Raw genomic sequence first — 22,442 nt, forward strand, 5'->3', positions numbered from 1 at the left:
AACTTTAAAAGCGTCATTGGAACAGTTTTGACGGCTCGATTCCGTCGTACATCCACTTCAGGCCCGCGAAGCCCGCGCTTTCGGTGCCGCTCTGGAACATCTGGTTGCGAAGTTCGCGCTGCACGCCGGCCGCATGGTAAATATCACCATAAAAACGCGCGGTCAGCTGCACGCGGCCGGTGCGCAGGTAGCGCGCCTGCTGGTATTTCTGGAAGGCCTTGGGCACGTCGCCGCGGGTGTGGCGCAGCGCCTCGCGCATGACCACCGCGTCCTCGATGGCCTGGCCGGCGCCCTGGGCCAGGTACTGCAGCATGGGGTGGGCCGCGTCGCCCAGCAGGGTCACGCGCCTGTCGGTCCAGTTTTTTACCGGCTCGCGGTCGCACAGCACCCACATCTTCCAGGTTTCGATCTTGCCCAGCAGTTCCTTGACCTGCGGGCAGGCTTGGGCAAAACGTTCATTGAGCTCGGCCGTGTCGCCAAAGGTGTTCCAGCCTTCGTCGTATTTGTTGCTGTGGAACACGGCGACCAGGTTGAACAGTTCGCCGCGGCGCAGCGGGTAGTGCACCAGGTGGGTTTTTTCGCCGCCCCAGAGCGTCACGTCGTCGCTCCACAAATGGGCCGGGACATCCTCGCGCTTGAGCACTGCGCGGTAGGCGATGTGGCCCGACACGCGGGGCTTGCCGTCGCCGACCACGGCTTCGCGGATACGGCTCCACATGCCGTCGGCGCCAATCAGCGCGCTGCCTTCGACGGTTTCACCACCCTCGAGCTTCACCGTCACGCCGTCGGCCGTCTGGTCAAACGACTCGACCTTGGCGCTGGTGCGCAGGGTGACATTGGGCTGGGCGCGGCAGGCATCCAGGAAGACCTGGTGCAAGTCGGCACGGTAAATCACGCCGTAGGGGAAGCCGTAGGTCGCGCGGGCCAGATCGCCCAGCGGCACACGCACGACTTTTTCGCCGGTGCGCACGTCGTTCATGCCCAGGCCGGCCGGGAAAAAGGCCACGCGGTTGACGGCCTCGGTCAAGCCCAGGTAGTCGAACATGCGAAAGATGTTGGGGCCCAGCTGGATGCCGGCGCCGATTTCGCCGAAGCTCGCCGCCTGCTCGAACAAGGTCACGCGATGGCCGTCCTGGGCCAGCACCATGGCCGCGGCCAGCCCGCCGATGCCGCCGCCCGAGATGAGGAGAGGGAGTGGGGATGTTTGTGCCATATGTGAGAGGATGGGGTAGGTTTGAACCGGGGAAACGGATGGGAGAGCGGGTTTGAATGCCTTAATGATAAGTATACTTATTAATTGCGTACCTAGTAGATACCCTGAATTGCAAAGCGGGCCGTTAAACTCCGCACATGGCAAAAACTTTTAATTTCAGCGAAGCCCCCGGACACCTGATCCGCCGCGCGCAGCAGCTTGCGGTGGCGATCTTTATGGAGGAAACGGCCGGTTTTGACGCCACACCGGTGCAGTTTGCCATCCTGAATGCCTTGATGGACGACCCCGGCGAAGACCAGATCACGCTGTCGGGACGCGTCGCTTTTGACCCGGCCACCTTCGGCTCGGTGATAGGCCGGCTGGAAGCCAAGGGCTGGGTCAAGCGCGAGGCCGATCCGTCCGACAAGCGCCGCAAGCTGCTGTGGACCACGCCCGAGGGCGAGAAAGTCGCGCTGCAGATGAAGCGCGCGGTCAGCAAGACCCAGCAGCGCATCCTGGCCCCGCTGGACGAGAACGAACGGGTCCAGCTGAACCAGTTGCTGGCCAAGCTGGTCACCGGCCACGAGAACGACGGCCGCTAAGCCGCTGCGCAAGGCGGCATGCCAAATAAAAACGGGGCTTTTCAGCCCCGTTTTTGTTTGTGTTGACGAAACCTCAGGCCGATTTGGCGACCAGGTCGAAATGCTCCACCGTGGGCGGGCCGGCGAAAAATGGCCCGACGATGGCGCGCCAGTCGGCAAAAGCCGGCGACTGGCGAAAGTCGACGGTGTGGTTTTCCAGCGTATCCCAGAAAATCTGCAGGATGTAGCGCTCGGGGCTTTCAATGCCCTTGTTGACCTTGAAACCCTGGAAGCCTTTGGCTTTGGAAATCACTTCGCGGAGGCCGCGCTGTATGGCCTCGTCAAAAGCGGCCTGCTGGCCAGGGTGGATGCGGATGTCGGCGAGTTCGAGAATCATGAAGCTTGCTGTCCTTATTTATTAATACTGGGTGACCGGCAACTCTACCGTCAATCCGTCGAGTGCGGTTGTGAGCTTGATCTGGCAGCTCAGGCGGCTGGCGGGACTGCGCGGCGCGGCGGTGAACTCCAGCATGCCCAGCTCTTCGCCGTCGGGCGGCGGCAGGCTGGACGCGTAGGGCTCCCGCACGTGCACATGGCAGGTGGCGCAGGTCAACAGCCCGCCGCAGTCGGCGGCGATGCCCTCAATCCCAGCCGCCACGGCGGCTTCCATCAGGCTTTTGCCGGGTTTTCCTTGCGTCGAGGTGGCGCGGCCGTCGGCCGCGATGAAATGGAGAGTGATCATGAAGTGTGCAGTGCCCTGTTGGGCCGTCAGATGCGGCTGAAGTATTCGCGCCTTTGCCAGTCGTCCTTGTCCTCGGCGTCGGCATGGCGGGCGATTTCGGCCTGTTTGATGTGGATCAGGTAGTCAACGAAAGTATCGCCGAAGGCGGCCGTCAGCACGGCGTCGGCTTTGAGCGCTTCCAGCGCCTCGCCCAAGCTGGTGGGAATTTTCTCGGTGCTGCCGCCATAGGGCGCATCGGTGGCCGGCGGGGCCTTGAGGCGGCGCGCGATGCCGTCCAGCCCGGCATGGATTTGCGAGGCCAGGTACAGATACGGGTTGGCGGCGGGCTCGCCCAGGCGGTTTTCGATGCGCGTGCTGTTGTCGTTGCACTGGCCGACCACACGCAGCATGGCGCCGCGGTTGTCGCGGCCCCACAAAATCGATTGCGGCGCCAGCGCGTTGGGTCGGAAACGCCCGAAGCCGTTGACAGTGGGCGTGCAGAAAGCCGTCATGCCGCGCGCATGCGCAAGCAGCCCGGCCAGGTAATGTTCGCCGGTTTCCGAGAGCGTGTATTGCGCGTCCGCCGGCGTGCTGCCGCTGGCCGGGCTGGCGCGCTTGAACAGGTTGGCCCCGCTTGCCAGGTCCACCAGCGACTGGTGCAGATGCCAGCCGCTGGACATGATGTTCGGGAAGGGCGGGCGGCACATAAAGGTCGCGTGGTAGCCGGCGCGCCGCAGCGCCTGCTTCACGGCGCTGCGAAACAGCACCATGTTGTCGGCAGCCGCCAGCGCATCGGTGGCCTCGAACACCGCCTCGACCTGGCTGGGGCCGAGTTCGATTTCCAGCGACAGAAGCGGCAGGCCCAGCGCTTGCGCCGTGCGCTGCACGATGCGCAGCGGTTCCTCGGCCATGTCCGCCCATTGCTCGGACAGCAGGTGGTAGCCGGGGTGGATCATGTCCACTTCGGGCGGCAGGCCGGGCCAGCCGGCCAGTTCCGGATCCAGCTGGGGCTGCAGTCCGCCCTCGGTGATACGGTAGATGTGGAACTCGATCTCCAGCCCGCACTTCATGCCGTAGCCGGCTTCCGCCAGCTTTGCCAGTGCGTCCTGCAGCACCCGGCGCGTGTCGAGTGCTACCGGCCTGCCGTCGGGAAACCAGGGCTGGCACTGCAACCAGCCGGTTTTCTCCGCCCAGGGCAATTCTTTCAGGCTGGCCGGATCGGCCAGCAGCATCACGTTGCCGCCAAATTCAAAGCCCGGCAGTCCAGCCGCGCCGCCGGCCTCGAACACCTTGTAGGCGGTGCGGTCGGCCGTGTCCTTGAGCAGCAGCGTGCTGACCATGCCCACGCCGTCGGCCATGGCCTGGGCTGCGGCGGCCGCCACCAGCGTCTTGCCGCGCAGCATGCCGTGCAGGTCGCACCAGGCGAAGCGCAGCAGCTCCAGGCCGCCGGCCTCGATGCGCCGCACGGCCTCGCCCTGCGCGGCCTGTCTCGCGGCGTCGTTGACACCGCATTGCGCCGCGAAGCTCATGATGGTGTTGCGGCGTCGGCGGGAGTGCGCGAAGTAGTCCCGGCCTCCAGCCAGGGCGCGCCCTCGCGTTTGGCGCGGGCGGTGCTTTGCCACCATTGGGCCCACTCGCCGGCCGGCGCGATGCCGTCCACCGTGTCCGGGCCGGTGATCATCGCGGCCTGCGCAGGGTCGGCGATGCCGGGCGCCACGCCGCCGTTCTGCACGGTTTCGATCGCTTTCAGCAGCACGCGCCGGTTCGCCATGATGACCTTGTCGGAGGTGGCCAGGTGCTCGCGTGTGCGGTCCTGGATCGCGCCCATGCTTTCCACGGCCCACTGGTCGTGCACGTTGATGTCTTCCTCGCCCATGCCCAGGTAGGTGCTGCTCATCTGCTCTTCGGCATTGAAGCTCCAGCCGTTGTGGCGGCCGGCCTTGGGGATGTAGTCGGGCAGCGCGATGAACTGCTGGCGCTGGGCGCGCATGCTTTCGCGGTCCAACGGGCCGGCGAAGCTCGTGAAGAAGGTGTACCAGTAGGTATTGGTATCGTCCACCGGCACATGCATCTGGGTGATGGTCATGGTTTCCGACAGCGGGATCACAAAGGTCGCCGGGAAGATGGCGTTGGTCACGCGCACGTGGGTCAGTTTGTCGGTCATGGCGCGCAGCGCGGTCAGTTGCATGCCCCAGGGCTTGTTCTCGAAACTGATGTCGGGCTGGGCGAACTCGCGCATGATGCGCGTCATCGGCCACTGCTCGCCGTCCTTGCTGCCGGCGCTGGCGCTGCGGAACTGCTTGCCGGCAGGGTTGTCGCCGATATCGTCCAGCGGGTTGTCCTGCAAAAAACGGTGCAGGAATGACGGGTGGGCAGGGTCTATGCCGACTTCGAAGGCCTGCAGCCAGTTGGCGTTCCACAAGCCCTTGAAGGCAAAACTGTGCGTGGCCGGCGCGGTGAAACAGTCAAACGCGGGGAAGGGCGGCGGTGTGCTGCCTTCGTCGCCCAGCCAGGCAAACAGCACGCCGGCTTTTTCAACGACCGGGTAGCTGCGCTGGCGTATGCGTTCGCACAGCTTGCTGCCGGTGGGTTCGGCTGGTGTTTCAAGGCAGCGGCCGTCGGTGGCGAATTTCCAGCCGTGAAAAGGGCAGCGCAGGCCGCCGCCTTGTTCCAGGCTTTCGCGGCGTCCGAAAGACAGGTCGGCGCCGCGGTGGGCGCAGTCGCGGTCCAGCAGGCCCCAGGCGCCCGAGGCGTCCTTGAACAGCACCAGGTCCTGGCCGAACAGCTTCAAAGCCTTGACCGGGCGGATTTCCATGCGCGGGTCCAGCGCCGGGTTGAACTCGTCCACCAGCGCGGCGGGTTGCCAGTACTGGCGCAGCAGCTTGCCGCAGGGGGTGCCGGCGGTGATGCGGGTCAGCAGTTCGTTTTGTTCGGCGTTCATGCGTGGGGCCTTGTGGTGCTGGATAAAACCTTGAAACGGTATCCCAAAATTAAAATTCAGTGTACATTCCTCGCCATGAACTTGCAAGAAACCGTGTTGATGCAGTTGCGGGACCTGATCCTGCGCGGCGAGTTCGAGCCCGGCCAGCGCCTGGCCGAGCAGCAACTGGCCGAGCGCCTGGGCGCATCGCGCACCCCGGTGCGGGCCGCGCTGGTCACGCTGGAGCAGGAGGGGCTGGTCGAAGCCAATGACACCGGCAAATACCTGGTGCGCCAGTTCACGCCGCGCGAAGTGGCCGACGCGATCGCGGTGCGCGGCCACCTGGAAGGCATGGCGGCGCGCCTGGTGGCCGAACATGGCGTGTCGCGCCAGCTGCAGCTCGATTTGCAGTCCTGCCTCGACGAAGGCGACCGCGCGCTGGCGGCCAACCCGCTGGGTTATGAGAACTACGCGGCCTATGCCGCCATGAACGACCGCTTCCACGCGCTGATCCTGGAGGCCAGCGGCAACCGCGCCTTGCAGCGCGCCATCGAACTCAACGACAAGCTGCCCTTTGCCTCGGCCTCGGCCATGCTGCCCATGCAGTCCACACTGGAGCAGGACCGCGACTGGATGCACTACGCGCACCGCCAGCACCACATGCTGTTCGCGGCGCTCAAGGCCGGCGAAGGCGCGCGCGCCCAGGCCCTGGCCGTGGAGCACACCGAGGTGGCGCAAATGAACATGCGCATGGCGCTGGAGCGGCGCGCCGAAACGGAAAGTGTGATGCCGGGTTTGCGCCTCGTCGTGGGCGGTTAGCGCTCGCCCAGCAGAAGCTTCAGGTCGACGGAGTCGGCTACGGCTTTGTTGCCCGCATCGCCCAGGTGCAGGTGGTCGCCCGAGTCATAGGCCGGCAATATCCTGAGCGGGTTCTGCGGGTCGCGCACCACCGCGTCGAAATCCAGCACCGCATCGAATTCGCCGCTGCCGCGTATCCACGCATTGATGCGCTGGCGCAGCGCGTCCTTCGCGGGGCTGTAATAGTTCGCGATCGGTGAGCCCGGCATGGTCAGCGCGCCTTCAAAGGGCGTCAGCGTGGCGCCGACGATGCGCACGCCGCGGCTGCGCGCGCGGGTGATCAGCTGGCGGTAGCCGGCGATCAGGGCGTCGGCCTGCGTGGGCGGCTCCTGGGGTTCAAACGTACTGCCGGGCCAGCTGATGTCGTTGATGCCCATCAGCAGCACCACGCTGGCCACGCCGGGCTGGCCCAGCACGTCGCGGTCAAAACGCGCCAGCGCATTGGGGCCCATGTGGTTTTTAAGCACCCGCCCGCCCGAGATGCCGGCATTGAGCACGGCCACGTTCCGGCCGGCCAGGCGGCACGCCAGGAAATCCGGCCAGCGCTGGTCCGTATCCGGCGTGGAGGCCGCGCCGTCGGTGATGGAATCGCCAAAGGCCACCACGCTGCGCGTTCCCGGCGCCGCTTCTACCAGCACCGCGCTGAGGAAGAGTCGGCTGTTCACCACGCTGTCAGCCTTGACGCTAGCCGCGCCGGCGACATAGCCCGCCGCGATCTGCGCGGGTTGCAGGCCGTCCCAGTGGATGGTCGTGAGGGGCGTTGTTTGCGGAAGGTAAAGGCTGACGGCCAGGCGCTGCAGCGGCGCGACGTCCATCGCGACCGGGTCGCTCACGAGGGGCGCGCCTGCCGGCACGGTGGCCGTGGTTTGGCCGCCAAAGGTCAAGGCCAGGCTGGGCCCGCTGGTGCTGCCTGCCGCGTCGCCTGCCGCCGCGATGCGGGCCGCGCCAATCTGCAAGGGCTGGGTCCCGTACTCGTTGGACAGCACGATGCGCACGCGTGAGCCGCCCACACCGGCGCGCACCACCTGGCGCACCGTCTGGTCGCGCAGGCTGGACGGAAGGCCCAGCGGCAAAACGAAATCACCGGCCCAGACAGGCTGTGGGCTGGCTGTCCAGCCCGGGACCCAGTTGCCGTCGGCCGCTTGCGCCTGCGGAAGCAAAGCGCATAGCAGTGCGATTAAGAGGGGGGATAGAAAGGCGCGAAGTTTGAGAAAGGCATTCATGATGACGGCGCTCAGCAGGTGACGGCATTGACAGGCAGCCCGGCCTTGTCACGCGACAGGCTGTACAGCGTGATGGCGATGCCCGCGACGGTGATCGATGCCGCCAGCCAGCTCAGTCCGCCCAGGCCGAAGGAGCTGCTCACGACCAGGCCGCCCAGCCAGGCGCCCAGCGCATTGCCCACGTTGAAGGCGCCTATGTTGAGGCTGGCCGCCAGGTTCTGGCCCGCGCCGTGGGCCTGCTGCAGCACGCGCATCTGCAGCGGCGCCACCGTGGCAAAAGAGGCCACGCCCAGCAGACCGACGAAGAGCACTGTGGCCACCGGCGAATGCAGCACAAAACCCATCGCACCCAGCACCAGCGCCGTCGCGCCCAGCGTGACCAGCAGGGACATGCGCAGGCCGCGGTCGGCCAGGCGGCCGCCCAGCAGGTTGCCGATGAAGATGCCGCCGCCGAACACCAGCAGGATGGGCGACACCGCGGCCTCGCTGAAGCCGGTGAGCTGGGTCAGGATGGGCTGGATGTAGGTGAAGATCGCGAACACGCCGGCAAAACCGAACACCGTCATCAAGAGGCCCAGCATCACTTGCGGGCGGGCCAGTCCGGCCAGTTCCTGGCGGATGGAGCCGTTGCCGTTTCCCGCCGCGCTACGCGGCACAAAAATCGCCAGCACCAGAAAAGCCAGCAGGCCGATCAGCGCCACCACCCAGAAGGTGGAGCGCCAGCCATAGTGCAGGCCCAGCCAGGCGCCGGCCGGCACGCCGAGCAGGGTAGCCAGCGACAGGCCGCTGAACATGATGGCAATCGCCGAAGCCTTGCGCTCAGGCGCGACCAGGCCGGTGGCGACGATGGAGCCCACGCCAAAGAAGGTGCCATGCGCCAGCGAGGTGATCACGCGTGCGGCCATCAGGCTGGAATAGTCCGGCGCCAGCGCGCAGGCCAGGTTGCCCAGCGTGAAGATGGCCATCAGCGCCAGCAGCACGGTTTTGCGCGGCAGCTTGCGTGTGGCCAGGGTCAGCACCGGCGCGCCCACCGCCACGCCCAGGGCGTACCCGGAAATCAGCAGGCCCGCCGAAGCGATGCTGACGCCGAGGTCGGCGGAGACCTGCATCAGCAGGCCCATGATGACGAATTCGGTCGTGCCTATGCCGAAGGAGCCGACGGTGAGGGCCAACAGGCCTAGAGGAAGTGAAGTGGTTGATTTGCGCGCATCCATGAAAGTCGCCTGTGAAAAGAGGATGCGCTTAGTGTGGAGACGAAGCGCTATCTTGACTAGAATGCGCTGGAGACAATCATTTGTGAATTCAATTCACAATAAACAGCGCCAGAATACCTGCCATGCCCCGCATAGACGTCAACCGCTCCGGCGAGATGGAAGCTTTTGTCCAGGTGGTGGACAAAGGTGGTTTTTCGGCCGCCGCACGCCAGCTGTGCATGACGCCTTCGGCCGTCAGCAAGCTGGTCACCCGGCTGGAGGCGCGTCTCGGCACGCGGCTGGTCAACCGCTCCACCCGCAAGCTGCAGCTCACGCCCGAAGGCACGACGTTTTACGAACAAAGCACGCGCGTGCTGGCCGACATGGACGAGGCCGAGCGCGGCGCCGCCGCCGGCGCCATGCCGCGCGGGCGCGTCAGCATCAATGCCAGCATGCCGACCGCGCACCGCCTGCTGCTGCCGCTGGTGCCGGCCTTTCACGAGCGCTATCCCGACATCTCGCTGGACATCACGCTGACCGACCGCGTGGTCGATCTGCTGAACGAGCGCACAGACGTGGCCATACGCTGGGGTGCGCTCGCTTCATCCCAGCTGGTGGCGCGGCACCTGGGCGACACGGCGCAGCTGATCGTCGGCAGCCCGGCTTACCTCGCACGCCACGGCACGCCGCGCACGCTGCAAGAGCTGGAGGCGCATCAGCGCCTGGCCCATACCTTCAAACGCAATATGCATTACTGGCCGGTGCGCGTGGACGGCCAGATCCAGCAACTGCCGATCACCGGCTATGCGCGCGCCAGCGACGGCGAGGCGCTGCGACACCTCGTGCTGGCGGGTGCGGGCCTGGCCCGCATGTCCATGTTCCACATCCGCCGCGACCTTGACGCGGGCCGCCTGGTGACGGTGGCCGAGGACCTCAACCCGGGTGAGCGCGAGCCCATCCATGCGGTGTTTGTCGGCCGGGGCGGCCGCCTGCCGGCGCGCGTGCGCGTGCTGCTGGATTTCCTGGTGGAGCAGGTCACGCAGGAGGTGCTGGATGCCGGCGGCGTCGGCCCGGATTACCTGCCCTGACAGGCCCCGGGGCGGCTTGCAGGTATACCCGATTGGTATTAGCCACTAGATAGCTTCCCTATGGTTGCCGCGGCATAACTTGCCTAGCATTGGTAACAAGTCGTAAGGCTACAAGGGCCGCTCCGGCCATGGAGGATGTCTATGCACCGCGTTCCTGTTCGCACCCTGGGTTTTGCCCTGCTGCTGTCGCTGGCCGGTTCCGGCTTTGCGCAGGAGCGCTTCACGCCTTCCGCCGACGGCCAGGAAGTCACCGACAGCCGCACCGGCCTGATCTGGCGCCGCTGCGCCGAGGGCATGGTCTTCAAGGGCAAGACCTGCACCGGGCAGGCCGCTTTTTTAAGCGCACCTGACGCGGCCGCGCGCGCCAAGGCGGCTTCCGCGCCGGGGGCCGAATGGCGACTGCCCATTCTCAAAGAACTGTCCAGCATCGTTTCTGCACGGGAAGCTGACGTGGACAAGGCGGCGATAGACCCCAATGCCTTTCCCGCCACGCCGATCGCGCGCTTCTGGACATCGAGCAGCACCGGCCCGGGCTATTTCACCTTTGTGGGGTTCGGTGACGGCAGCGCCGGCGAAGCCCCGCGCGCCACCGCGGCCGCCGTGCGGCTGGTGCGCGGAGGCAAGTAAATCCTCAATCCGCCGCCACCTGCAGCACCAGCTTGCCGAAGTTCTCGCCGTTGAAGAGCTTGAGCAGCGTTTCCGGGAAAGTGTCCAGGCCCACGACGATGTCTTCCTTGCTTTTCATGGTGCCGGCCTTGAGGTAGCCGGCCATCTCGGCCACGCCGACGTGGTAGCGGTCGGCGTAGTCGAACACCACAATGCCTTCCATGCGGGCGCGGTTCACCAGCAGCGACAGGTAGTTGGCCGGGCCCTTGACGGGCGTGGTGTTGTTGTACTGGCTGATCGCGCCGCAGATGATGATGCGGGCGCCGCGCGCCAGGCGCGCCAGCACCATGTCCAGGATTTCCCCGCCCACGTTGTCGAAGTAAATGTCTATGCCCTTGGGGCAGTGTTCCTTGAGCCCGGCGCGCACGTCGCCGTTCTTGTAGTCGATGCAGGCGTCAAAGCCCAGCTCCTTGACCACCCAGTCGCACTTGGCCTTGCCGCCGGCGATGCCGACCACGCGGCAGCCCTTGAGTTTGGCGATCTGGCCCACGGTCTGGCCCACGGCGCCGGCCGCACCCGACACCACCACGGTTTCGCCCGCCTTGGGCAGGCCGACTTCCAGCAGGCCGAAATAACCGGTCATGCCGGGCAGGCCCAGCACATTAAGCCAGGAGGTCAGGCCCAGGCGCGGATCGATCTTGAACATGCCGCTGCGCTTGACCTGGTCGGCCGGGATCAGGCAGTACTCCTGCACGTCGAGCGCGGCGTTCACATAGTCGCCCACGGCAAAGGCCGGGTTCTGCGAGGCAATCACTTTGCCCACGCCACCGGCGCGCATCACGGCACCGATTTCCACCGGCGGGATGTAGCTCTTGGCATCGTTCATCCAGCCGCGCATGGCCGGGTCCAGCGACAGGTACAAGGTCTTGACGAGCACGCCGCCCGGGCCGGGTTCGGCGACGGGCTCGGTGGTGAAGCTCCAGTTGTCGCGGGTGGGCAGGCCGACGGGGCGGCTCGCCAATCGGATCTGGTGGTTGCTCAGGCTGGTGATGGCGCTCATGGGGTGTCTCCGCTGAATCTGTTGAAAAGGGTTGTGGCAGGAATAGTAGTGGCGGCATGGCCTCGCGTCAGTCGCGCAGGCGATTCGCACGGCGGTCCGGAACGGTTTCGGTTTATGCTTTAGAGATGAAACTCCACAACTATTTCCGCTCTTCTTCGTCGTTTCGTGTACGCATCGCGATGGAACTCAAGGGCCTGAGCTACGACTACATTCCCGTGCACATCGCCAAAGGCGAGCACAAGCAGCCGCCTTACGCCGCCCTGGCCGCCGACACCCTGGTGCCGCTGCTCGAAGTCGACGGTGAAAAACTTTCGCAGTCCATGGCCATCATCGAATACCTCGACGAAAAGCACCCCACGCCGGCCCTGCTGCCCGCCGACGCGCTGGGCCGTGCCAAGGTGCGCGCGCTGGCCCAGTCCATCGCCTGCGAAATCCACCCGGTCAACAACCTGCGTGTCCTCAAATACCTGGTCAAGGAACTCAAGCTCGACGAAGCCGCCAAAAACGCCTGGTACGTGCACTGGTGCCGCGAAGGGCTGGAAGCCTTTGAACGCCAGCTGGCCCAACTGCCGGCATCGACCTATTGCTACGGCGATACGCCCACGCTGGCCGACTGCTGCCTGGTGCCGCAGATCTTCAACGCCAAACGCTTCAACGTGAGCTTTGACGGCTTGCCGCGCACCATGGCGGCATTCGACGCCTGCATGGCGCTGCCGGCTTTCCAGAAGGCCCAGCCTTCGGCTTGCCCTGATAACGAAGCCTGAGTTCGTTGTGCATGCGGATTGGCTGATTCCCGACTGGCCCGCGCCCGCCGGTGTGCGGGCGGTCTTTACCACCCGGGCCGGCGGCCTGTCGGATGCGCCTTATGACAGCCTGAACCTGGGCGACCACGTCGGCGACCTTCCGGCCAAGGTCGCTGCCAACCGCGCTTTGTTGCGCCAGGCCCTGGGCCGCCGCGCGGTCTTCCTGCAGCAGGTGCACGGCAGCGAAGTGCTCGCGCTGGATGCGACCACTAACGACGGCTTGCAGGCCGATGCTTGCGTGACCCGGAATGCCGGCGTGGCATGCACCATCATGGTGGCTGACTGCCTTCCCGTTCTGTTCGCGACGGAAGACGGCGCGTTGGTGGCGGCCGCGCATGCGGGCTGGCGCGGGTTGGCAGGCAACAAAGACGGGAAGGGCGTTCTTGAATCGGTGCATGCCGCGATGAACACCGATGCCCGCATCCTCGCCTGGCTTGGGCCTTGTATAGGACCTTCTGCCTTTGAGGTTGGCGCCGAAGTCAAGGCCGCGTTCGAAGCCGTCCAGTCTGAAGCCGGTCGCCTGTTTGTGCCGACCAGCGCGGGCAAATACCTGGCCGATCTGCCGGGCCTGGCGAGGCTGCGCCTGCAAGCGCTGGGCATCATCGATATTTATGGCAATGACGGCAGCGATGCCTGGTGCACGGTGCTTAATCCTTCGCGGTTTTTTTCGCACAGGCGCGATGCCGGGCCCAGGGGCAACGGCTTCGGCACGACGGGGCGCATGGCCGCTTGCATCTGGCGCGCCTGAGGCGCTTCCGTCAGGGATTCTTGGGTGTTGCTTGCGCGGCAGGCGTTTGAATTTCTTCGTTTTTTTCTCGGGCGGCCTCCGCATCTGCAGTTTGCTGCAGGAACTCCTGTGCCGCGCGTTTTTTGAGCGCCTTGCTGCGCGCAGGCGCACCCATCAGGTAAACCACCAATGCCACAGGGCCCAGTCCATAGAGTACAAAGGTAAACACCGCCCCGAGGATCGTGCCGTTGCTGTTGGTAGCTTCGGCAACGCTCATCATGAGCACAACGTAAATCCAGGCGATGACAACCAAATACATAAATATTGAAACTCTGCGTGCGGTCAGGAATTTTTAAAGCAAATCCTACGATACTGATGGTGTGCTCAAAAGAGTCACCGAGACTCAACATGATCGGGGAGACAGATGAATTCTGACGCAAACCGGGCCCAGGCGGCCCGTCAGATGCAAGAGACCTTTGCCGCGGGCCTGCAGCAGGCCATGGGTGCGATGGCAAACGGCGGCATGCCGCCGGGCTTTGGCTTCCCCAACGGCGCGAATGGTGCCCAGGGCCAGCCCCTGCTGCAGTTCGACCCCACCAAGCTCCAGGAACTGCAGCAGCGCTACATCGCGGACGCTTCGGCCCTGTGGAACCAGGGCCTGCAAGACGGTGCCGACACCCTGGTGGCCTCCGACCGGCGGTTTTCCAACGAAGCCTGGAAGGCGAATCCGGTCTCAAAATTCTCCGCCTCCACCTATTTGCTGAACGCCCGCACCCTGATGGAACTGGCCGACGCCGTGCAGGCCGACGCCAAGACGCGCGCGCGTGTGCGCTTTGCCGTCGAGCAGTGGATGGCGGCCACCGCGCCCAGCAATTTCCTGGCGCTCAATGCCGAGGCCCAGCAAAAAGCCATCCAGAGCCAGGGCGAAAGCATTGCCCAGGGCATCACCAACCTGCTGCACGACATGAAGCAGGGCTATGTCTCCATGACCGACGAACGCGTGTTCGAGGTCGGCAAGAACGTCGCCACCACTGAAGGCGCGGTGGTGTTTGAAAATGAATTCTTCCAGCTGCTCGAATACAAGCCGCTTACGCCCAAGGTCTACGAAAAGCCCTTCCTGCTGATTCCGCCCTGCATCAACAAGTTCTACATTCTTGATCTGCAGCCCGAGAACTCGCTGATCCGCTATGCGGTGAGCCAGGGCCACCGCACCTTTGTGGTCAGCTGGCGCAACCCCGACGAGTCCATGGCCGGCAAGACCTGGGACGACTACATTGAACACGCCGCCATCAAGGCCATCGAGGTGGTGCAAGAGATCACCGGCGCCAAGACGCTCAACGCCCTGGGCTTTTGCGTGGGCGGCACCATCCTGGGCACGGCGCTGTCGGTGCTCGCCGCACGCGGCAAAAAGCCGGTGGCCAGCGCCACCTTGCTGACCTCCTTCCTCGACTTCAGCGACACCGGAATCCTGGACATCTTCATCGACGAAACCTCGGTCAAGTACCGCGAGGCCGAGATGGGGCAGGGCGGCCTGCTCAAGGGCCAGGACCTGGCCTCCACCTTCAGCTTCCTGCGGCCCAACGACCTGGTCTGGAACTACGTGGTGGGCAACTACCTCAAGGGCGAAACCCCGCCGCCCTTCGACCTGCTCTACTGGAACAGCGACTCCACCAACCTGCCCGGGCCTTTTTATGCCTGGTACCTGCGCAACACCTATTTCGAGAACAACCTCGTCAAGCCCGGCAAGGCCGTGGTCTGCGGGCAGAAGGTCGACCTGCGCAAGGTCGACATCCCGGTCTACCTCTACGGCTCGCGTGAAGACCATATCGTGCCGGTTGGCGGCGCCTATGCCTCCACCCAGCATCTGCCGGGCCCCAAACGTTTTGTGATGGGGGCTTCGGGCCACATCGCCGGCGTGATCAACCCGCCGGCCAAGAAAAAACGCAGCTACTGGACGCGCGACAAGCTGCCCCAGGGCAAATTCCCGGCCACCCAGGCCGAATGGCTCAAGGGCGCGACCGAACACCCCGGCAGCTGGTGGACGGACTGGTCGGACTGGCTCAAGGGCCATGCCGGAAAACAGGTTGCCGCGCCCAAGGCCTACGGCAGCCGCAAGCACCAGGTCATAGAACCCGCACCGGGCCGTTACGTCAAAGCCAGGGCTTGAGGCCCCGCGCGCACCGCCCTGTCATCATTTTTTAAAAACCATCTCCGAAACTTCATAAGGGAACACATCATGGAAGACATCGTTATCGTTGCAGCCGGCCGCACCGCCGTGGGTAAATTCGGCGGCTCGCTGGCCAAGATTCCCGCGACCGAATTCGGCGCGGCCGTCATCAAGGGCGTGCTGGAGCGCTCCGGCCTCAGCGCCGACCAGATCGGTGAAGTCATCCTGGGCCAGGTGCTCACGGCCGGCGTCGGCCAGAACCCGGCGCGCCAGTCCGTCATCAAGGCCGGCTTTCCCAACGGCATCCCGGGCCTGACCATCAACGCCGTGTGCGGCTCCGGCCTCAAGTCGGTGATGCTGGCGGCCCAGGCCGTGGCCACGGGTGACAGCGAAATCGTGATCGCCGGCGGCCAGGAAAACATGAGCGCCGCGCCGCACGTGCTGAACGGCTCGCGCGACGGCCAGCGCATGGGTGACTGGAAGATGGTCGACTCCATGATCGTCGACGGCCTGTGGGACGTCTACAACCAGTACCACATGGGCATCACCGCCGAGAACGTGGCGAAGAAATACGGCATTGACCGAGCGGCGCAGGACGCGCTGGCCCTGGCCAGCCAGACCAAGGCCGCGGCCGCGCAGGACGCCGGCAAGTTCAAGGACGAAATCATCCCCATCACCATCCCGCAGAAGAAGGGCGACCCGGTGGTGTTTGCCGCCGACGAGTTCATCAACCGCAAGACCAGCGCCGAAGGCCTGGCCGGCCTGCGCCCGGCCTTCGACAAAGCGGGCGGCGTGACGGCCGGCAATGCTTCGGGCCTGAACGACGGCGCCGCCGCTGTGATGGTCATGACGGCCAAGAAAGCTGCCGCGCTGGGCCTGAAGCCCCTGGCGCGCATCGCCAGCTACGCCACCACCGGCCTGGACCCGGCCTACATGGGCATGGGCCCGGTGCCGGCCTCGACCAAGGCGCTGCAGCGCGCGGGCTGGAAAGCCCAGGACCTGGACCTGCTCGAGATCAACGAAGCCTTTGCGGCCCAGGCCTGCGCGGTCAACAAGGAGATGGGCTGGGACACCAGCAAGGTCAACGTCAACGGCGGCGCCATCGCCATCGGCCACCCGATCGGCGCCTCAGGCTGCCGCATCCTGGTGACCTTGCTGCACGAGATGGCGCGCCGCGACGCTAAAAAGGGCATCGCCAGCCTGTGCATAGGCGGCGGCATGGGGGTTGCCCTCACACTGGAACGCTGAGCTTGCGGTAACAATGGTTCAACCGGCATAAATCGTGCATGCAGAGCTATTGGATTCATAGCTATCGGATTCGTAGCAGACGGTTGGACCGTTCAACGGTATTTCAATAATTCACAAAATCATTCAAGGAGATCGCAATGGCAAAAAAAGTAGCGTACGTCACGGGCGGCATGGGCGGCATTGGAACCGCCATCTGCCAGCGCCTGTCGAAAGATGGTTTCACGGTGATCGCGGGCTGCGGCCCCACGCGCGACTTCACCAAGTGGATTGACGAGCAAAAAGCGCTGGGCCACACTTTTTACGCTTCGGTGGGCAATGTCGGCGACTGGGATTCCACCGTCGCGGCCTTTGACAAGGTCAAGGCCGAACACGGCCCTGTCTCGGTGCTGGTCAATAACGCCGGCATCACGCGCGACGGCCAGTTCCGCAAGATGAGCAAGGCCGACTGGGATGCGGTGATTTCCACCAATCTCAACAGCATGTTCAATGTGACCAAGCAGGTCATCGAGGGCATGATCGAAGCGGGCTTTGGCCGCATCATCAACATCTCCTCCGTCAACGGCCAGAAAGGCCAGTTCGGCCAGGTGAACTACTCCACCGCCAAGGCCGGCCTGCACGGCTTCACCATGGCCCTGGCACAGGAAGTCGCGGCCAAGGGCGTGACGGTCAACACGGTCAGCCCCGGCTATATCGGCACCGACATGGTCAAGGCCATCCGCCCCGACGTGCTGGAAAAAATCGTGGCGGGCGTTCCGGCCAAGCGCCTGGGCCAGCCCGAAGAAATCGCCTCCATCATTGCGTGGATCGCGTCCGAAGAAGGTGGTTATGCCACGGGTGCCGACTTCTCGCTCAACGGCGGCCTGCACATGGGCTGAGCGCCGCTGGCGCGCTTGCTAAACCCGCCTCGGCGGGTTTTTTTATGCCCGGCGCATGGCCTGGCATACGGTGCCGACGCGAACATCCCGTGGCGGCGTGGGGATTTGGCGGCTGAGCGCTCGCGCGACTGTAGTAAATTAAACCCACGTGTTCTACGGGGACAGCCCGCCTGCCGGGCTGCGTCGCAGGCCTTCCTTGGAGCCTGAAAAGGCTCTTCACCTCTCTCTGAAGGAATCCCTCTCGCATGCCCCATAGCGTTTCTCTGATCAGCACCATCGCCGCCGGCCTGGGCCTGGCCCTCATTTTTGGTTTTCTCGCCGTGCGGCTGCGTTTGCCCGCATTGGTGGGCTACCTGCTGGCCGGCGTGATCATCGGGCCGTTCACGCCCGGTTTTGTGGCCGATGCGGAGATCGCCAGCCAGCTCGCCGAAATCGGCGTGATGCTGCTGATGTTCGGCGTGGGCCTGCATTTTTCCCTTGACGACCTGCTGGCGGTGCGCAAGATCGCGGTGCCCGGCGCCGTCGTGCAGATGACGGTGGCCACCGCGCTGGGCATGGGCCTGGCGCACTGGTGGGGCTGGAACCTGGGCGGTGCGCTGGTGTTCGGCCTGTCGCTCTCGGTGGCCAGCACCGTGGTGCTGCTGCGCGCGCTCGAAAGCCGCGGCATCCTTGATTCGGTCAATGGGCGCATCGCCGTGGGCTGGCTGGTCGTCGAAGACCTGGCCATGGTTCTGGTGCTGGTGTTGCTGCCGCCGCTGGGCGGCTGGTTGTCGGGCAAGGTCGATGCCGACGTCAACGCGCTGTGGAAAACGCTGGGCATCACGCTGCTGCAGGTGGGCGGTTTTGTGGCCCTGATGCTGGTGGTGGGGCGCCGCTTTTTCCCCTGGGTTCTGTGGCAGGTGCAGCGCACCGGTTCGCGCGAACTGTTCACGCTGTGCGTGGTGGCGGCCGCCGTGAGCATCGCCTTCGGTGCCACGGCGCTGTTCGGCGTCTCTTTCGCGCTGGGCGCTTTCTTCGCCGGCATGGTGATGCGCGAATCCGAGTTCAGCCACCGGGCCGCCGAAGAGTCGCTGCCCCTGCGCGACGCTTTCGCCGTGCTGTTCTTCGTGTCCGTGGGCATGCTGTTCGACCCCTGGGTGCTGCTCGAGCGGCCGCTGCAGGTGCTGGCCGTGGTCGGCATCATCATCGTGGGCAAGACCCTGGCGGCCGGCGTGCTGGTGATGGCCTTTCGCTATCCGCTCAACACCGCGCTCACGGTGTCGGCCAGCCTGGCGCAGATCGGCGAGTTCTCCTTTATCCTGGTCGGCCTGGGCGCCTCGCTGGACCTGCTGCCGCGCGAGGGGCAAAGCCTGGTGCTGGCCGGCGCCTTGATCTCGATCGCCCTCAATCAGCTGGTGTTCAAGGCGGTGGAGCCGCTGCAGCAATGGATACTGGCCAAGTCGCCGCTGGCGCGCAAGCTCGAAGCGCGTGACGACCCGACTGCCGAACTGCCGGCCACCACCGACGAAAAATATTTGTCGCAGCACGTGGTGCTGGTCGGTTACGGACGGGTGGGGCGTCGCATTGCCGAGGCGCTCAAGGAAAATCACATCCCTTTTGTGGTGGCCGAGCAGAACCGCGAGGCCGTGGAACGGCTGCGGGCACAGGGCATGGCCGCCGTGTCAGGCGACGCCGTGGAGGCCGAGGTGCTGGTGCAGGCGCACATCGCGCAGGCGCGCATGCTGGTGATCGCCACGCCCGACACGCTGGACGTGCGGCAGATGGTGGCGACGGCGCGGGCGCTCAACCCCGCCATTGAAATCGTGGTACGCACCCACAACGAGGCCGAAGCGCGGCTGCTCGACAGCGAGAAGGCCGGCAAGGTCTTCCTCGGTGAGCACGAACTCGCGCAGTCCATGACCCGCCATGTGCTGGAGCGCTCCGGCGCGGCCGCCTCAGCCGCAACGCCAGGCGCAAGCCACTAGCGCTGCCTCAGGCCGTGGCCAGCGCCGTGTCCATGAACGGCGTGATGTTTTTCATCGCGCGCGCGACGTAGTCTTCTTTTTCTCCCACGGGCGCGACGTAGTGCATCGCGCTGCGCGCTTCCTCCAGGCCCACCAGGCGGGCAATCACCCAGGCGGCCAGGTACTGCGACGCCAGGCAGCCGCCCGCCGTCGCGACATTGCCCCTGGCCACAAAGGGCTGGTTCAGCACCTCGACACCGGCTTCCTCGACCCAGGGCTTGGTCGTCAGGTCGGTGCACGCCGGCACGCCATTGATCAGGCCCAGCTTGGCCAGCACCAGCGTGCCCGAGCATTGCGCGCCCAGCAGCTGCCGTGAAGGATCCAGCCGCAATTGCGCCATCAAGGCCGCATCTGCGACCACTTCGCGCGTGCGCATGCCGCTGCCGACGATGACCGCATCAGCCGTGCCGGCCTCCGCAGGCGAGGCTTGGGCTTCAAGCACCACGCCGTTCATGGACCGGACGCGCGCGGCCGGGCTGGCGATGGAGACCCGCCAACCCGGCAGCTTGACCCGGTTGAGGATGCCGAGCGCAATCAACGAGTCGAGTTCGTTGAAGCCTTCAAAGGTGAGGATGGCGATGTGCATGGTGGAGTTTTCTTGGTAGTGGATTTCGGCGAGCGGCCTTAGTTTTTTGCCCTGGCCCGCAGCACGGCCGAGCGCACCAGCGCCAGCCTGTCGTTGCCGAAATACATGTCCTCGCCGACAAAGAAGGTGGGCGAGCCGAAGGCGCCGCGGCTGATGGCTTCGTCGGTGTTGGCCTTGAGCTGTTCTTTGATGCCGGGTGTGGCAATGCCCGCCGCGAACGCTTCAGCGTCAATGCCCACTTGCCGGCAAATGGCGGCCAGCACCTCGTCCTGCGAGATGTCTTCCTCGCGCGTGAAATAGGCCGCGAAGGTGGCTTCAATGAAGGCCAGGTAATGCGGCTTGGCCGCCGCATCCTGCGCGATCCACAGGCAGCCGCGCATGGCCTTGACGCTGTTGACCGGGAACACCTTGGGCGGGAAGGCGATCTTCAGGCCCGCCTCGCGCGCGTTGTCCCGCACGTCCTTGAGCATGTAGCGATTTTTGGGGCTGTCCATGTCTTCACGCGCCGCGTAAATGCCCTTGTTGACGCTGTTGAAGATGCCGCCCACCAGCACCGGCTTCCAGTGGATGGTTTCCTGAAGCTCGGCCGCCAGCGGCTGGATGTTGCGAAAGGCGATATAGGTCCAGGGGCTGGAGCAGTCGAAGAAAAATTCAATCATGGTCTGTCTCTTTGTGGGGGAAATCAGGAAACCTTGTGCGCGCCTTCGCGCACGCTTTGCGCGGTCTGCCCGAACAGGGCTTTGCGCGCCTCTTCGGTGAGGGCCGGCGCGCGCAGCTCCTTGCCCAAATCCAGCCCGCGCCTGACGGCGGGCCTTTCAAACAGGGCGTCGTACCAGCGCTGCACATGGGGAAACTTTTGCAGGTCCACTTGCTGGGCCTTGTGCGTGCGTACCCAGGGAAAAATGGCCATGTCGGCAATGGAGTAATCGGCGCCGGCCACATGCGCGCCCGTGCGCGCCAACTGCGCATCGAGCACGCCGTAAAGCCGGTCCACCTCCTTGCCATAGCGGTCTATGGCGTAGGGGATTTTGTCGGGCGCATACAAAAGAAAGTGGCCGTTCTGTCCCGCCATGGGGCCCAGCCCGCCCATCTGCCACATCAGCCATTGCAGGGCCTGGTAGCGCTCGCGCAATCCCGTGGGCAGGAAGCGGCCGGTTTTTTCGGCCAGGTAGAGCAGGATGGCGCCGCTTTCAAACACCGGCACGGGCGCACCGCCGCCGGCGGGTGCGTGGTCGACGATGGCCGGCATGCGGTTGTTGGGGCTGATGGCCAGGAACTCCGGCGTGAACTGCTCGCCCTTGCCGATGTTGACGGGCACCAGGCGGTAGGGCAGGCCGCATTCTTCGAGCATGATGGAAATCTTCCATCCATTGGGTGTGGGCCAGTAGTGCAGGTCGATCATGGGAAATCCTCGGGATTCTGGTGTGCGTTAAATCAGGTGCGCCAGCTGTGGGTGGTCGGACGTGATGCGCAGGGCTTCGCTGCCGCCGGGCGCCATCATCCGGAAATCCGCAAAATCAAAGCCCGGCCCGACCATGCAGGCCACGAGCGTATAGCCCGCACCGTCCCCGGCGCTGGGCCTCGCGGCTTGCCACAGGCCGGCGGCGATGACGTGCTGGGGAATGGTGGCGGCGCCCACGGGGCCCAGGACCGCGCCGTGCAGGCGGCTGTCCGCCGCGTCCCAGGTCCAGAGTTCCAGCGGCGCGCCTTCCAGGTGCACCCAGACCTCGTCGGACAGCACGCGGTGCCAGCGCGAGTGCTGCGCGGTTTCGAGCAGAAAATAAATCGAGGTCAGGGCGCTGCGCGCGGGCCTGCCGTCCTGCGGCAAGACCTGGCCTGTGGAGCGGAACACCTCGCGGTACCAGCCGCCCTCAGGGTGGGGCTGGAGCTGCAGCTGTTCAATCAGTTGCCGCGCGCGTGGCGAGGGTGTGGAGGCGGGATGGCTGGACTGGGGCATGAGGCGCAGTGTGCCTCAAAGCCGGGCCGGCTTTCAATCAGCGGCGATTGCCCTTCGGCCCCAGTGGGACAGTAGCCGCTCCGGACCTCTTATTCCAGGTCTTCGATGGCCAGGCTGTGGTATTTCTGCGCGTAGGAAAAGGGCACCTTGCGTACCACGGTCATGATCCGCTCCGTGACCTCCTTGTTCGGCACGGGGATCATCAGCGCATGGTGACCCTCGCGGGCCAGGTCCACGTATTTATGGACCGTGGCGCCCTCGGTGCCGACGCGCGGCAGGCGCACGTCCGAATGTCCGTCCGCATGGCCGATGTCGGCGAGGATCTCTTCCGGCGTCAGCAGCATGACGCCATCGCTGCCCACCTCCAGTTCCTGGGCCACCTGTTTGGCATCCTCGGCGTCCGGGAACATGATGAAGGCGTAGCCGGTGGGATAAAACGTGCCGCCCATACTGAGCATTTTTTTGGTCATTTCAAAGTGCTTCATGACGAGTCCTTTCATGCATTGCGTTGCATCAACGAATCATTAAGGCGCGGAAATTGCAAATTCCCGGTCAGCCATGACATCCTCTTCCTGTCAGACGCGGTCGTCAAGTGACCGGCTGTTGAGAAACTATGGGCGTTCTCGTTTCAGGC

24 protein-coding genes are annotated in these 22,442 nt (G+C 65.0%); 10 read left to right on the forward strand and 14 right to left on the reverse strand.

Going from position 1 to position 22,442, the window contains the following annotated elements; translation table 11 throughout:
• Nucleotides 1-13 precede the first annotated feature (13 nt).
• The gene (locus ACSQ27_RS03400) at nt 14-1,213 is read right to left on the reverse strand and encodes a 3-hydroxybenzoate 6-monooxygenase (protein ID WP_436154072.1); all 1,200 of its coding nucleotides are present in this window, start codon (nt 1,211-1,213) and stop codon (nt 14-16) included.
• A 137-nt stretch (nt 1,214-1,350) separates the two neighbouring features.
• Between ACSQ27_RS03400 and ACSQ27_RS03405 the strand changes: the two genes are divergently transcribed.
• Nucleotides 1,351-1,794 (forward strand): MarR family winged helix-turn-helix transcriptional regulator, encoded by a 444-nt coding sequence (locus ACSQ27_RS03405; RefSeq protein ID WP_436154073.1) that lies wholly within the window; start codon nt 1,351-1,353, stop codon nt 1,792-1,794.
• Nucleotides 1,795-1,867: 73 nt separating this feature from the next.
• Here the strand turns inward: ACSQ27_RS03405 and ACSQ27_RS03410 are convergent, their stop codons facing one another.
• From ACSQ27_RS03410 to ACSQ27_RS03425, 4 genes are read right to left on the reverse strand one after another with little or no spacing between them, the layout of a single operon-like run.
• Nucleotides 1,868-2,170, reverse strand: coding sequence for an antibiotic biosynthesis monooxygenase family protein (locus ACSQ27_RS03410; RefSeq protein WP_007870788.1), 303 nt, complete (start codon nt 2,168-2,170; stop codon nt 1,868-1,870).
• A 21-nt stretch (nt 2,171-2,191) separates the two neighbouring features.
• Nucleotides 2,192-2,515 (reverse strand): 2Fe-2S iron-sulfur cluster-binding protein, encoded by a 324-nt coding sequence (locus ACSQ27_RS03415; RefSeq protein WP_436154074.1) that lies wholly within the window; start codon nt 2,513-2,515, stop codon nt 2,192-2,194.
• A 26-nt stretch (nt 2,516-2,541) separates the two neighbouring features.
• Complete coding sequence (locus ACSQ27_RS03420) at nt 2,542-4,023, reverse strand: glutamine synthetase family protein (protein WP_436154075.1); 1,482 nt, start codon at nt 4,021-4,023, stop codon at nt 2,542-2,544.
• Nucleotides 4,020-5,435, reverse strand: coding sequence for a Rieske 2Fe-2S domain-containing protein (locus tag ACSQ27_RS03425; RefSeq protein WP_436154076.1), 1,416 nt, complete (start codon nt 5,433-5,435; stop codon nt 4,020-4,022). Before ACSQ27_RS03425 ends, ACSQ27_RS03420 begins: the two co-directional genes overlap by 4 nt.
• A gap of 75 nt (nt 5,436-5,510) precedes the next feature.
• Between ACSQ27_RS03425 and ACSQ27_RS03430 the strand changes: the two genes are divergently transcribed.
• The gene (locus ACSQ27_RS03430; RefSeq protein WP_436154077.1) at nt 5,511-6,233 is read left to right on the forward strand and encodes a GntR family transcriptional regulator; all 723 of its coding nucleotides are present in this window, start codon (nt 5,511-5,513) and stop codon (nt 6,231-6,233) included.
• On the opposite strand, the gene ACSQ27_RS03435 is transcribed toward ACSQ27_RS03430, so the two are convergent.
• Nucleotides 6,230-7,432: an SGNH/GDSL hydrolase family protein gene (locus tag ACSQ27_RS03435; protein WP_436154078.1), complete on the reverse strand. Its 1,203-nt coding sequence runs from the start codon at nt 7,430-7,432 to the stop codon at nt 6,230-6,232. The two genes, ACSQ27_RS03430 and ACSQ27_RS03435, sit on opposite strands and share 4 nt — an antisense overlap.
• Nucleotides 7,433-7,506: 74 nt before the next feature.
• Nucleotides 7,507-8,709 carry an MFS transporter gene (locus tag ACSQ27_RS03440; protein WP_436154079.1) on the reverse strand — a complete coding sequence of 401 codons (1,203 nt, stop codon included), beginning with the start codon at nt 8,707-8,709 and terminating at the stop codon, nt 7,507-7,509.
• Nucleotides 8,710-8,831: 122 nt separating this feature from the next.
• Here ACSQ27_RS03440 and ACSQ27_RS03445 point away from each other — a divergent pair, with 122 nt between their 5' ends.
• Both ACSQ27_RS03445 and ACSQ27_RS03450 read left to right on the forward strand, forming a co-directional pair.
• Complete coding sequence (locus ACSQ27_RS03445; RefSeq protein ID WP_436154080.1) at nt 8,832-9,776, forward strand: LysR substrate-binding domain-containing protein; 945 nt, start codon at nt 8,832-8,834, stop codon at nt 9,774-9,776.
• 141 nt (nt 9,777-9,917) lie between these two features.
• Nucleotides 9,918-10,403: a DUF1566 domain-containing protein gene (locus tag ACSQ27_RS03450; RefSeq protein WP_436154081.1), complete on the forward strand. Its 486-nt coding sequence runs from the start codon at nt 9,918-9,920 to the stop codon at nt 10,401-10,403.
• A gap of 4 nt (nt 10,404-10,407) precedes the next feature.
• Here the strand turns inward: ACSQ27_RS03450 and ACSQ27_RS03455 are convergent, their stop codons facing one another.
• Nucleotides 10,408-11,442, reverse strand: a complete 1,035-nt coding sequence (locus ACSQ27_RS03455; RefSeq protein WP_436154082.1) for an NADP-dependent oxidoreductase — start codon at nt 11,440-11,442, stop codon at nt 10,408-10,410.
• Nucleotides 11,443-11,567: 125 nt separating this feature from the next.
• Between ACSQ27_RS03455 and maiA the strand changes: the two genes are divergently transcribed.
• Together maiA and pgeF are read left to right on the forward strand one after the other, a co-directional pair.
• On the forward strand, nt 11,568-12,206 hold the full coding sequence (maiA, locus tag ACSQ27_RS03460) for a maleylacetoacetate isomerase (RefSeq protein ID WP_436154083.1): 639 nt from the start codon (nt 11,568-11,570) through the stop codon (nt 12,204-12,206).
• A gap of 7 nt (nt 12,207-12,213) precedes the next feature.
• Nucleotides 12,214-12,993: a peptidoglycan editing factor PgeF gene (gene pgeF, locus ACSQ27_RS03465; RefSeq protein ID WP_436154084.1), complete on the forward strand. Its 780-nt coding sequence runs from the start codon at nt 12,214-12,216 to the stop codon at nt 12,991-12,993.
• Nucleotides 12,994-13,003: 10 nt separating this feature from the next.
• Here pgeF and ACSQ27_RS03470 read toward each other — a convergent pair whose 3' ends face one another.
• Nucleotides 13,004-13,291: a hypothetical protein gene (locus ACSQ27_RS03470; protein ID WP_436154085.1), complete on the reverse strand. Its 288-nt coding sequence runs from the start codon at nt 13,289-13,291 to the stop codon at nt 13,004-13,006.
• Between the two features lie 105 nt (nt 13,292-13,396).
• Here ACSQ27_RS03470 and phaC point away from each other — a divergent pair, with 105 nt between their 5' ends.
• The 4 genes from phaC (at nt 13,397) to ybaL (ending at nt 19,226) form a co-directional block, all read left to right on the forward strand.
• Nucleotides 13,397-15,139, forward strand: a complete 1,743-nt coding sequence (gene phaC, locus ACSQ27_RS03475) for a class I poly(R)-hydroxyalkanoic acid synthase (protein WP_436154086.1) — start codon at nt 13,397-13,399, stop codon at nt 15,137-15,139.
• Nucleotides 15,140-15,208: 69 nt separating this feature from the next.
• The gene (locus ACSQ27_RS03480) at nt 15,209-16,387 is read left to right on the forward strand and encodes an acetyl-CoA C-acetyltransferase (protein ID WP_436154087.1); all 1,179 of its coding nucleotides are present in this window, start codon (nt 15,209-15,211) and stop codon (nt 16,385-16,387) included.
• A 137-nt stretch (nt 16,388-16,524) separates the two neighbouring features.
• The gene (gene phbB / locus ACSQ27_RS03485; RefSeq protein WP_436154088.1) at nt 16,525-17,262 is read left to right on the forward strand and encodes an acetoacetyl-CoA reductase; all 738 of its coding nucleotides are present in this window, start codon (nt 16,525-16,527) and stop codon (nt 17,260-17,262) included.
• Nucleotides 17,263-17,507: 245 nt separating this feature from the next.
• Nucleotides 17,508-19,226 (forward strand): YbaL family putative K(+) efflux transporter, encoded by a 1,719-nt coding sequence (gene ybaL / locus ACSQ27_RS03490; RefSeq protein ID WP_436154089.1) that lies wholly within the window; start codon nt 17,508-17,510, stop codon nt 19,224-19,226.
• 7 nt (nt 19,227-19,233) lie between these two features.
• On the opposite strand, the gene ACSQ27_RS03495 is transcribed toward ybaL, so the two are convergent.
• The 5 genes from ACSQ27_RS03495 to ACSQ27_RS03515 all read right to left on the reverse strand — a co-directional run bounded on the left by ACSQ27_RS03495 (nt 19,234) and on the right by ACSQ27_RS03515 (nt 22,293).
• Complete coding sequence (locus tag ACSQ27_RS03495) at nt 19,234-19,851, reverse strand: DJ-1/PfpI family protein (protein ID WP_436154090.1); 618 nt, start codon at nt 19,849-19,851, stop codon at nt 19,234-19,236.
• Between the two features lie 38 nt (nt 19,852-19,889).
• Nucleotides 19,890-20,510: a 2-hydroxychromene-2-carboxylate isomerase gene (locus tag ACSQ27_RS03500; protein ID WP_436154091.1), complete on the reverse strand. Its 621-nt coding sequence runs from the start codon at nt 20,508-20,510 to the stop codon at nt 19,890-19,892.
• Between the two features lie 23 nt (nt 20,511-20,533).
• A complete protein-coding gene (locus tag ACSQ27_RS03505; RefSeq protein ID WP_436154092.1) occupies nt 20,534-21,253 on the reverse strand; it encodes a glutathione binding-like protein in 720 nt (239 codons plus the stop codon).
• 27 nt (nt 21,254-21,280) lie between these two features.
• Nucleotides 21,281-21,808: a cupin domain-containing protein gene (locus ACSQ27_RS03510; protein WP_436154093.1), complete on the reverse strand. Its 528-nt coding sequence runs from the start codon at nt 21,806-21,808 to the stop codon at nt 21,281-21,283.
• A gap of 89 nt (nt 21,809-21,897) precedes the next feature.
• Nucleotides 21,898-22,293 (reverse strand): RNA-binding protein, encoded by a 396-nt coding sequence (locus tag ACSQ27_RS03515; RefSeq protein ID WP_436154094.1) that lies wholly within the window; start codon nt 22,291-22,293, stop codon nt 21,898-21,900.
• Nucleotides 22,294-22,442 lie beyond the last annotated feature (149 nt).

Source organism: Polaromonas sp. LjRoot131 (assembly GCF_964252805.1).
In the GTDB taxonomy this organism is placed as follows: domain Bacteria; phylum Pseudomonadota; class Gammaproteobacteria; order Burkholderiales; family Burkholderiaceae_C; genus Polaromonas.

What these genes read in the sequence shown, in the direction of transcription:
- ACSQ27_RS03400 (WP_436154072.1), bottom strand. Translation starts at nt 1,213, where the DNA reads ATGGCACAAACATCCCCACTCCCTCTCCTCATCTCGGGCGGCGGCATC.
- ACSQ27_RS03405 (WP_436154073.1), top strand. Translation starts at nt 1,351, where the DNA reads ATGGCAAAAACTTTTAATTTCAGCGAAGCCCCCGGACACCTGATCCGC.
- ACSQ27_RS03410 (WP_007870788.1), bottom strand. Translation starts at nt 2,170, where the DNA reads ATGATTCTCGAACTCGCCGACATCCGCATCCACCCTGGCCAGCAGGCC.
- ACSQ27_RS03415 (WP_436154074.1), bottom strand. Translation starts at nt 2,515, where the DNA reads ATGATCACTCTCCATTTCATCGCGGCCGACGGCCGCGCCACCTCGACG.
- ACSQ27_RS03420 (WP_436154075.1), bottom strand. Translation starts at nt 4,023, where the DNA reads ATGAGCTTCGCGGCGCAATGCGGTGTCAACGACGCCGCGAGACAGGCC.
- ACSQ27_RS03425 (WP_436154076.1), bottom strand. Translation starts at nt 5,435, where the DNA reads ATGAACGCCGAACAAAACGAACTGCTGACCCGCATCACCGCCGGCACC.
- ACSQ27_RS03430 (WP_436154077.1), top strand. Translation starts at nt 5,511, where the DNA reads ATGAACTTGCAAGAAACCGTGTTGATGCAGTTGCGGGACCTGATCCTG.
- ACSQ27_RS03440 (WP_436154079.1), bottom strand. Translation starts at nt 8,709, where the DNA reads ATGGATGCGCGCAAATCAACCACTTCACTTCCTCTAGGCCTGTTGGCC.
- ACSQ27_RS03445 (WP_436154080.1), top strand. Translation starts at nt 8,832, where the DNA reads ATGCCCCGCATAGACGTCAACCGCTCCGGCGAGATGGAAGCTTTTGTC.
- ACSQ27_RS03450 (WP_436154081.1), top strand. Translation starts at nt 9,918, where the DNA reads ATGCACCGCGTTCCTGTTCGCACCCTGGGTTTTGCCCTGCTGCTGTCG.
- ACSQ27_RS03455 (WP_436154082.1), bottom strand. Translation starts at nt 11,442, where the DNA reads ATGAGCGCCATCACCAGCCTGAGCAACCACCAGATCCGATTGGCGAGC.
- maiA (WP_436154083.1), top strand. Translation starts at nt 11,568, where the DNA reads ATGAAACTCCACAACTATTTCCGCTCTTCTTCGTCGTTTCGTGTACGC.
- ACSQ27_RS03470 (WP_436154085.1), bottom strand. Translation starts at nt 13,291, where the DNA reads ATGTATTTGGTTGTCATCGCCTGGATTTACGTTGTGCTCATGATGAGC.
- phaC (WP_436154086.1), top strand. Translation starts at nt 13,397, where the DNA reads ATGAATTCTGACGCAAACCGGGCCCAGGCGGCCCGTCAGATGCAAGAG.
- ACSQ27_RS03480 (WP_436154087.1), top strand. Translation starts at nt 15,209, where the DNA reads ATGGAAGACATCGTTATCGTTGCAGCCGGCCGCACCGCCGTGGGTAAA.
- phbB (WP_436154088.1), top strand. Translation starts at nt 16,525, where the DNA reads ATGGCAAAAAAAGTAGCGTACGTCACGGGCGGCATGGGCGGCATTGGA.
- ybaL (WP_436154089.1), top strand. Translation starts at nt 17,508, where the DNA reads ATGCCCCATAGCGTTTCTCTGATCAGCACCATCGCCGCCGGCCTGGGC.
- ACSQ27_RS03495 (WP_436154090.1), bottom strand. Translation starts at nt 19,851, where the DNA reads ATGCACATCGCCATCCTCACCTTTGAAGGCTTCAACGAACTCGACTCG.
- ACSQ27_RS03500 (WP_436154091.1), bottom strand. Translation starts at nt 20,510, where the DNA reads ATGATTGAATTTTTCTTCGACTGCTCCAGCCCCTGGACCTATATCGCC.
- ACSQ27_RS03505 (WP_436154092.1), bottom strand. Translation starts at nt 21,253, where the DNA reads ATGATCGACCTGCACTACTGGCCCACACCCAATGGATGGAAGATTTCC.
- ACSQ27_RS03510 (WP_436154093.1), bottom strand. Translation starts at nt 21,808, where the DNA reads ATGCCCCAGTCCAGCCATCCCGCCTCCACACCCTCGCCACGCGCGCGG.
- ACSQ27_RS03515 (WP_436154094.1), bottom strand. Translation starts at nt 22,293, where the DNA reads ATGAAGCACTTTGAAATGACCAAAAAAATGCTCAGTATGGGCGGCACG.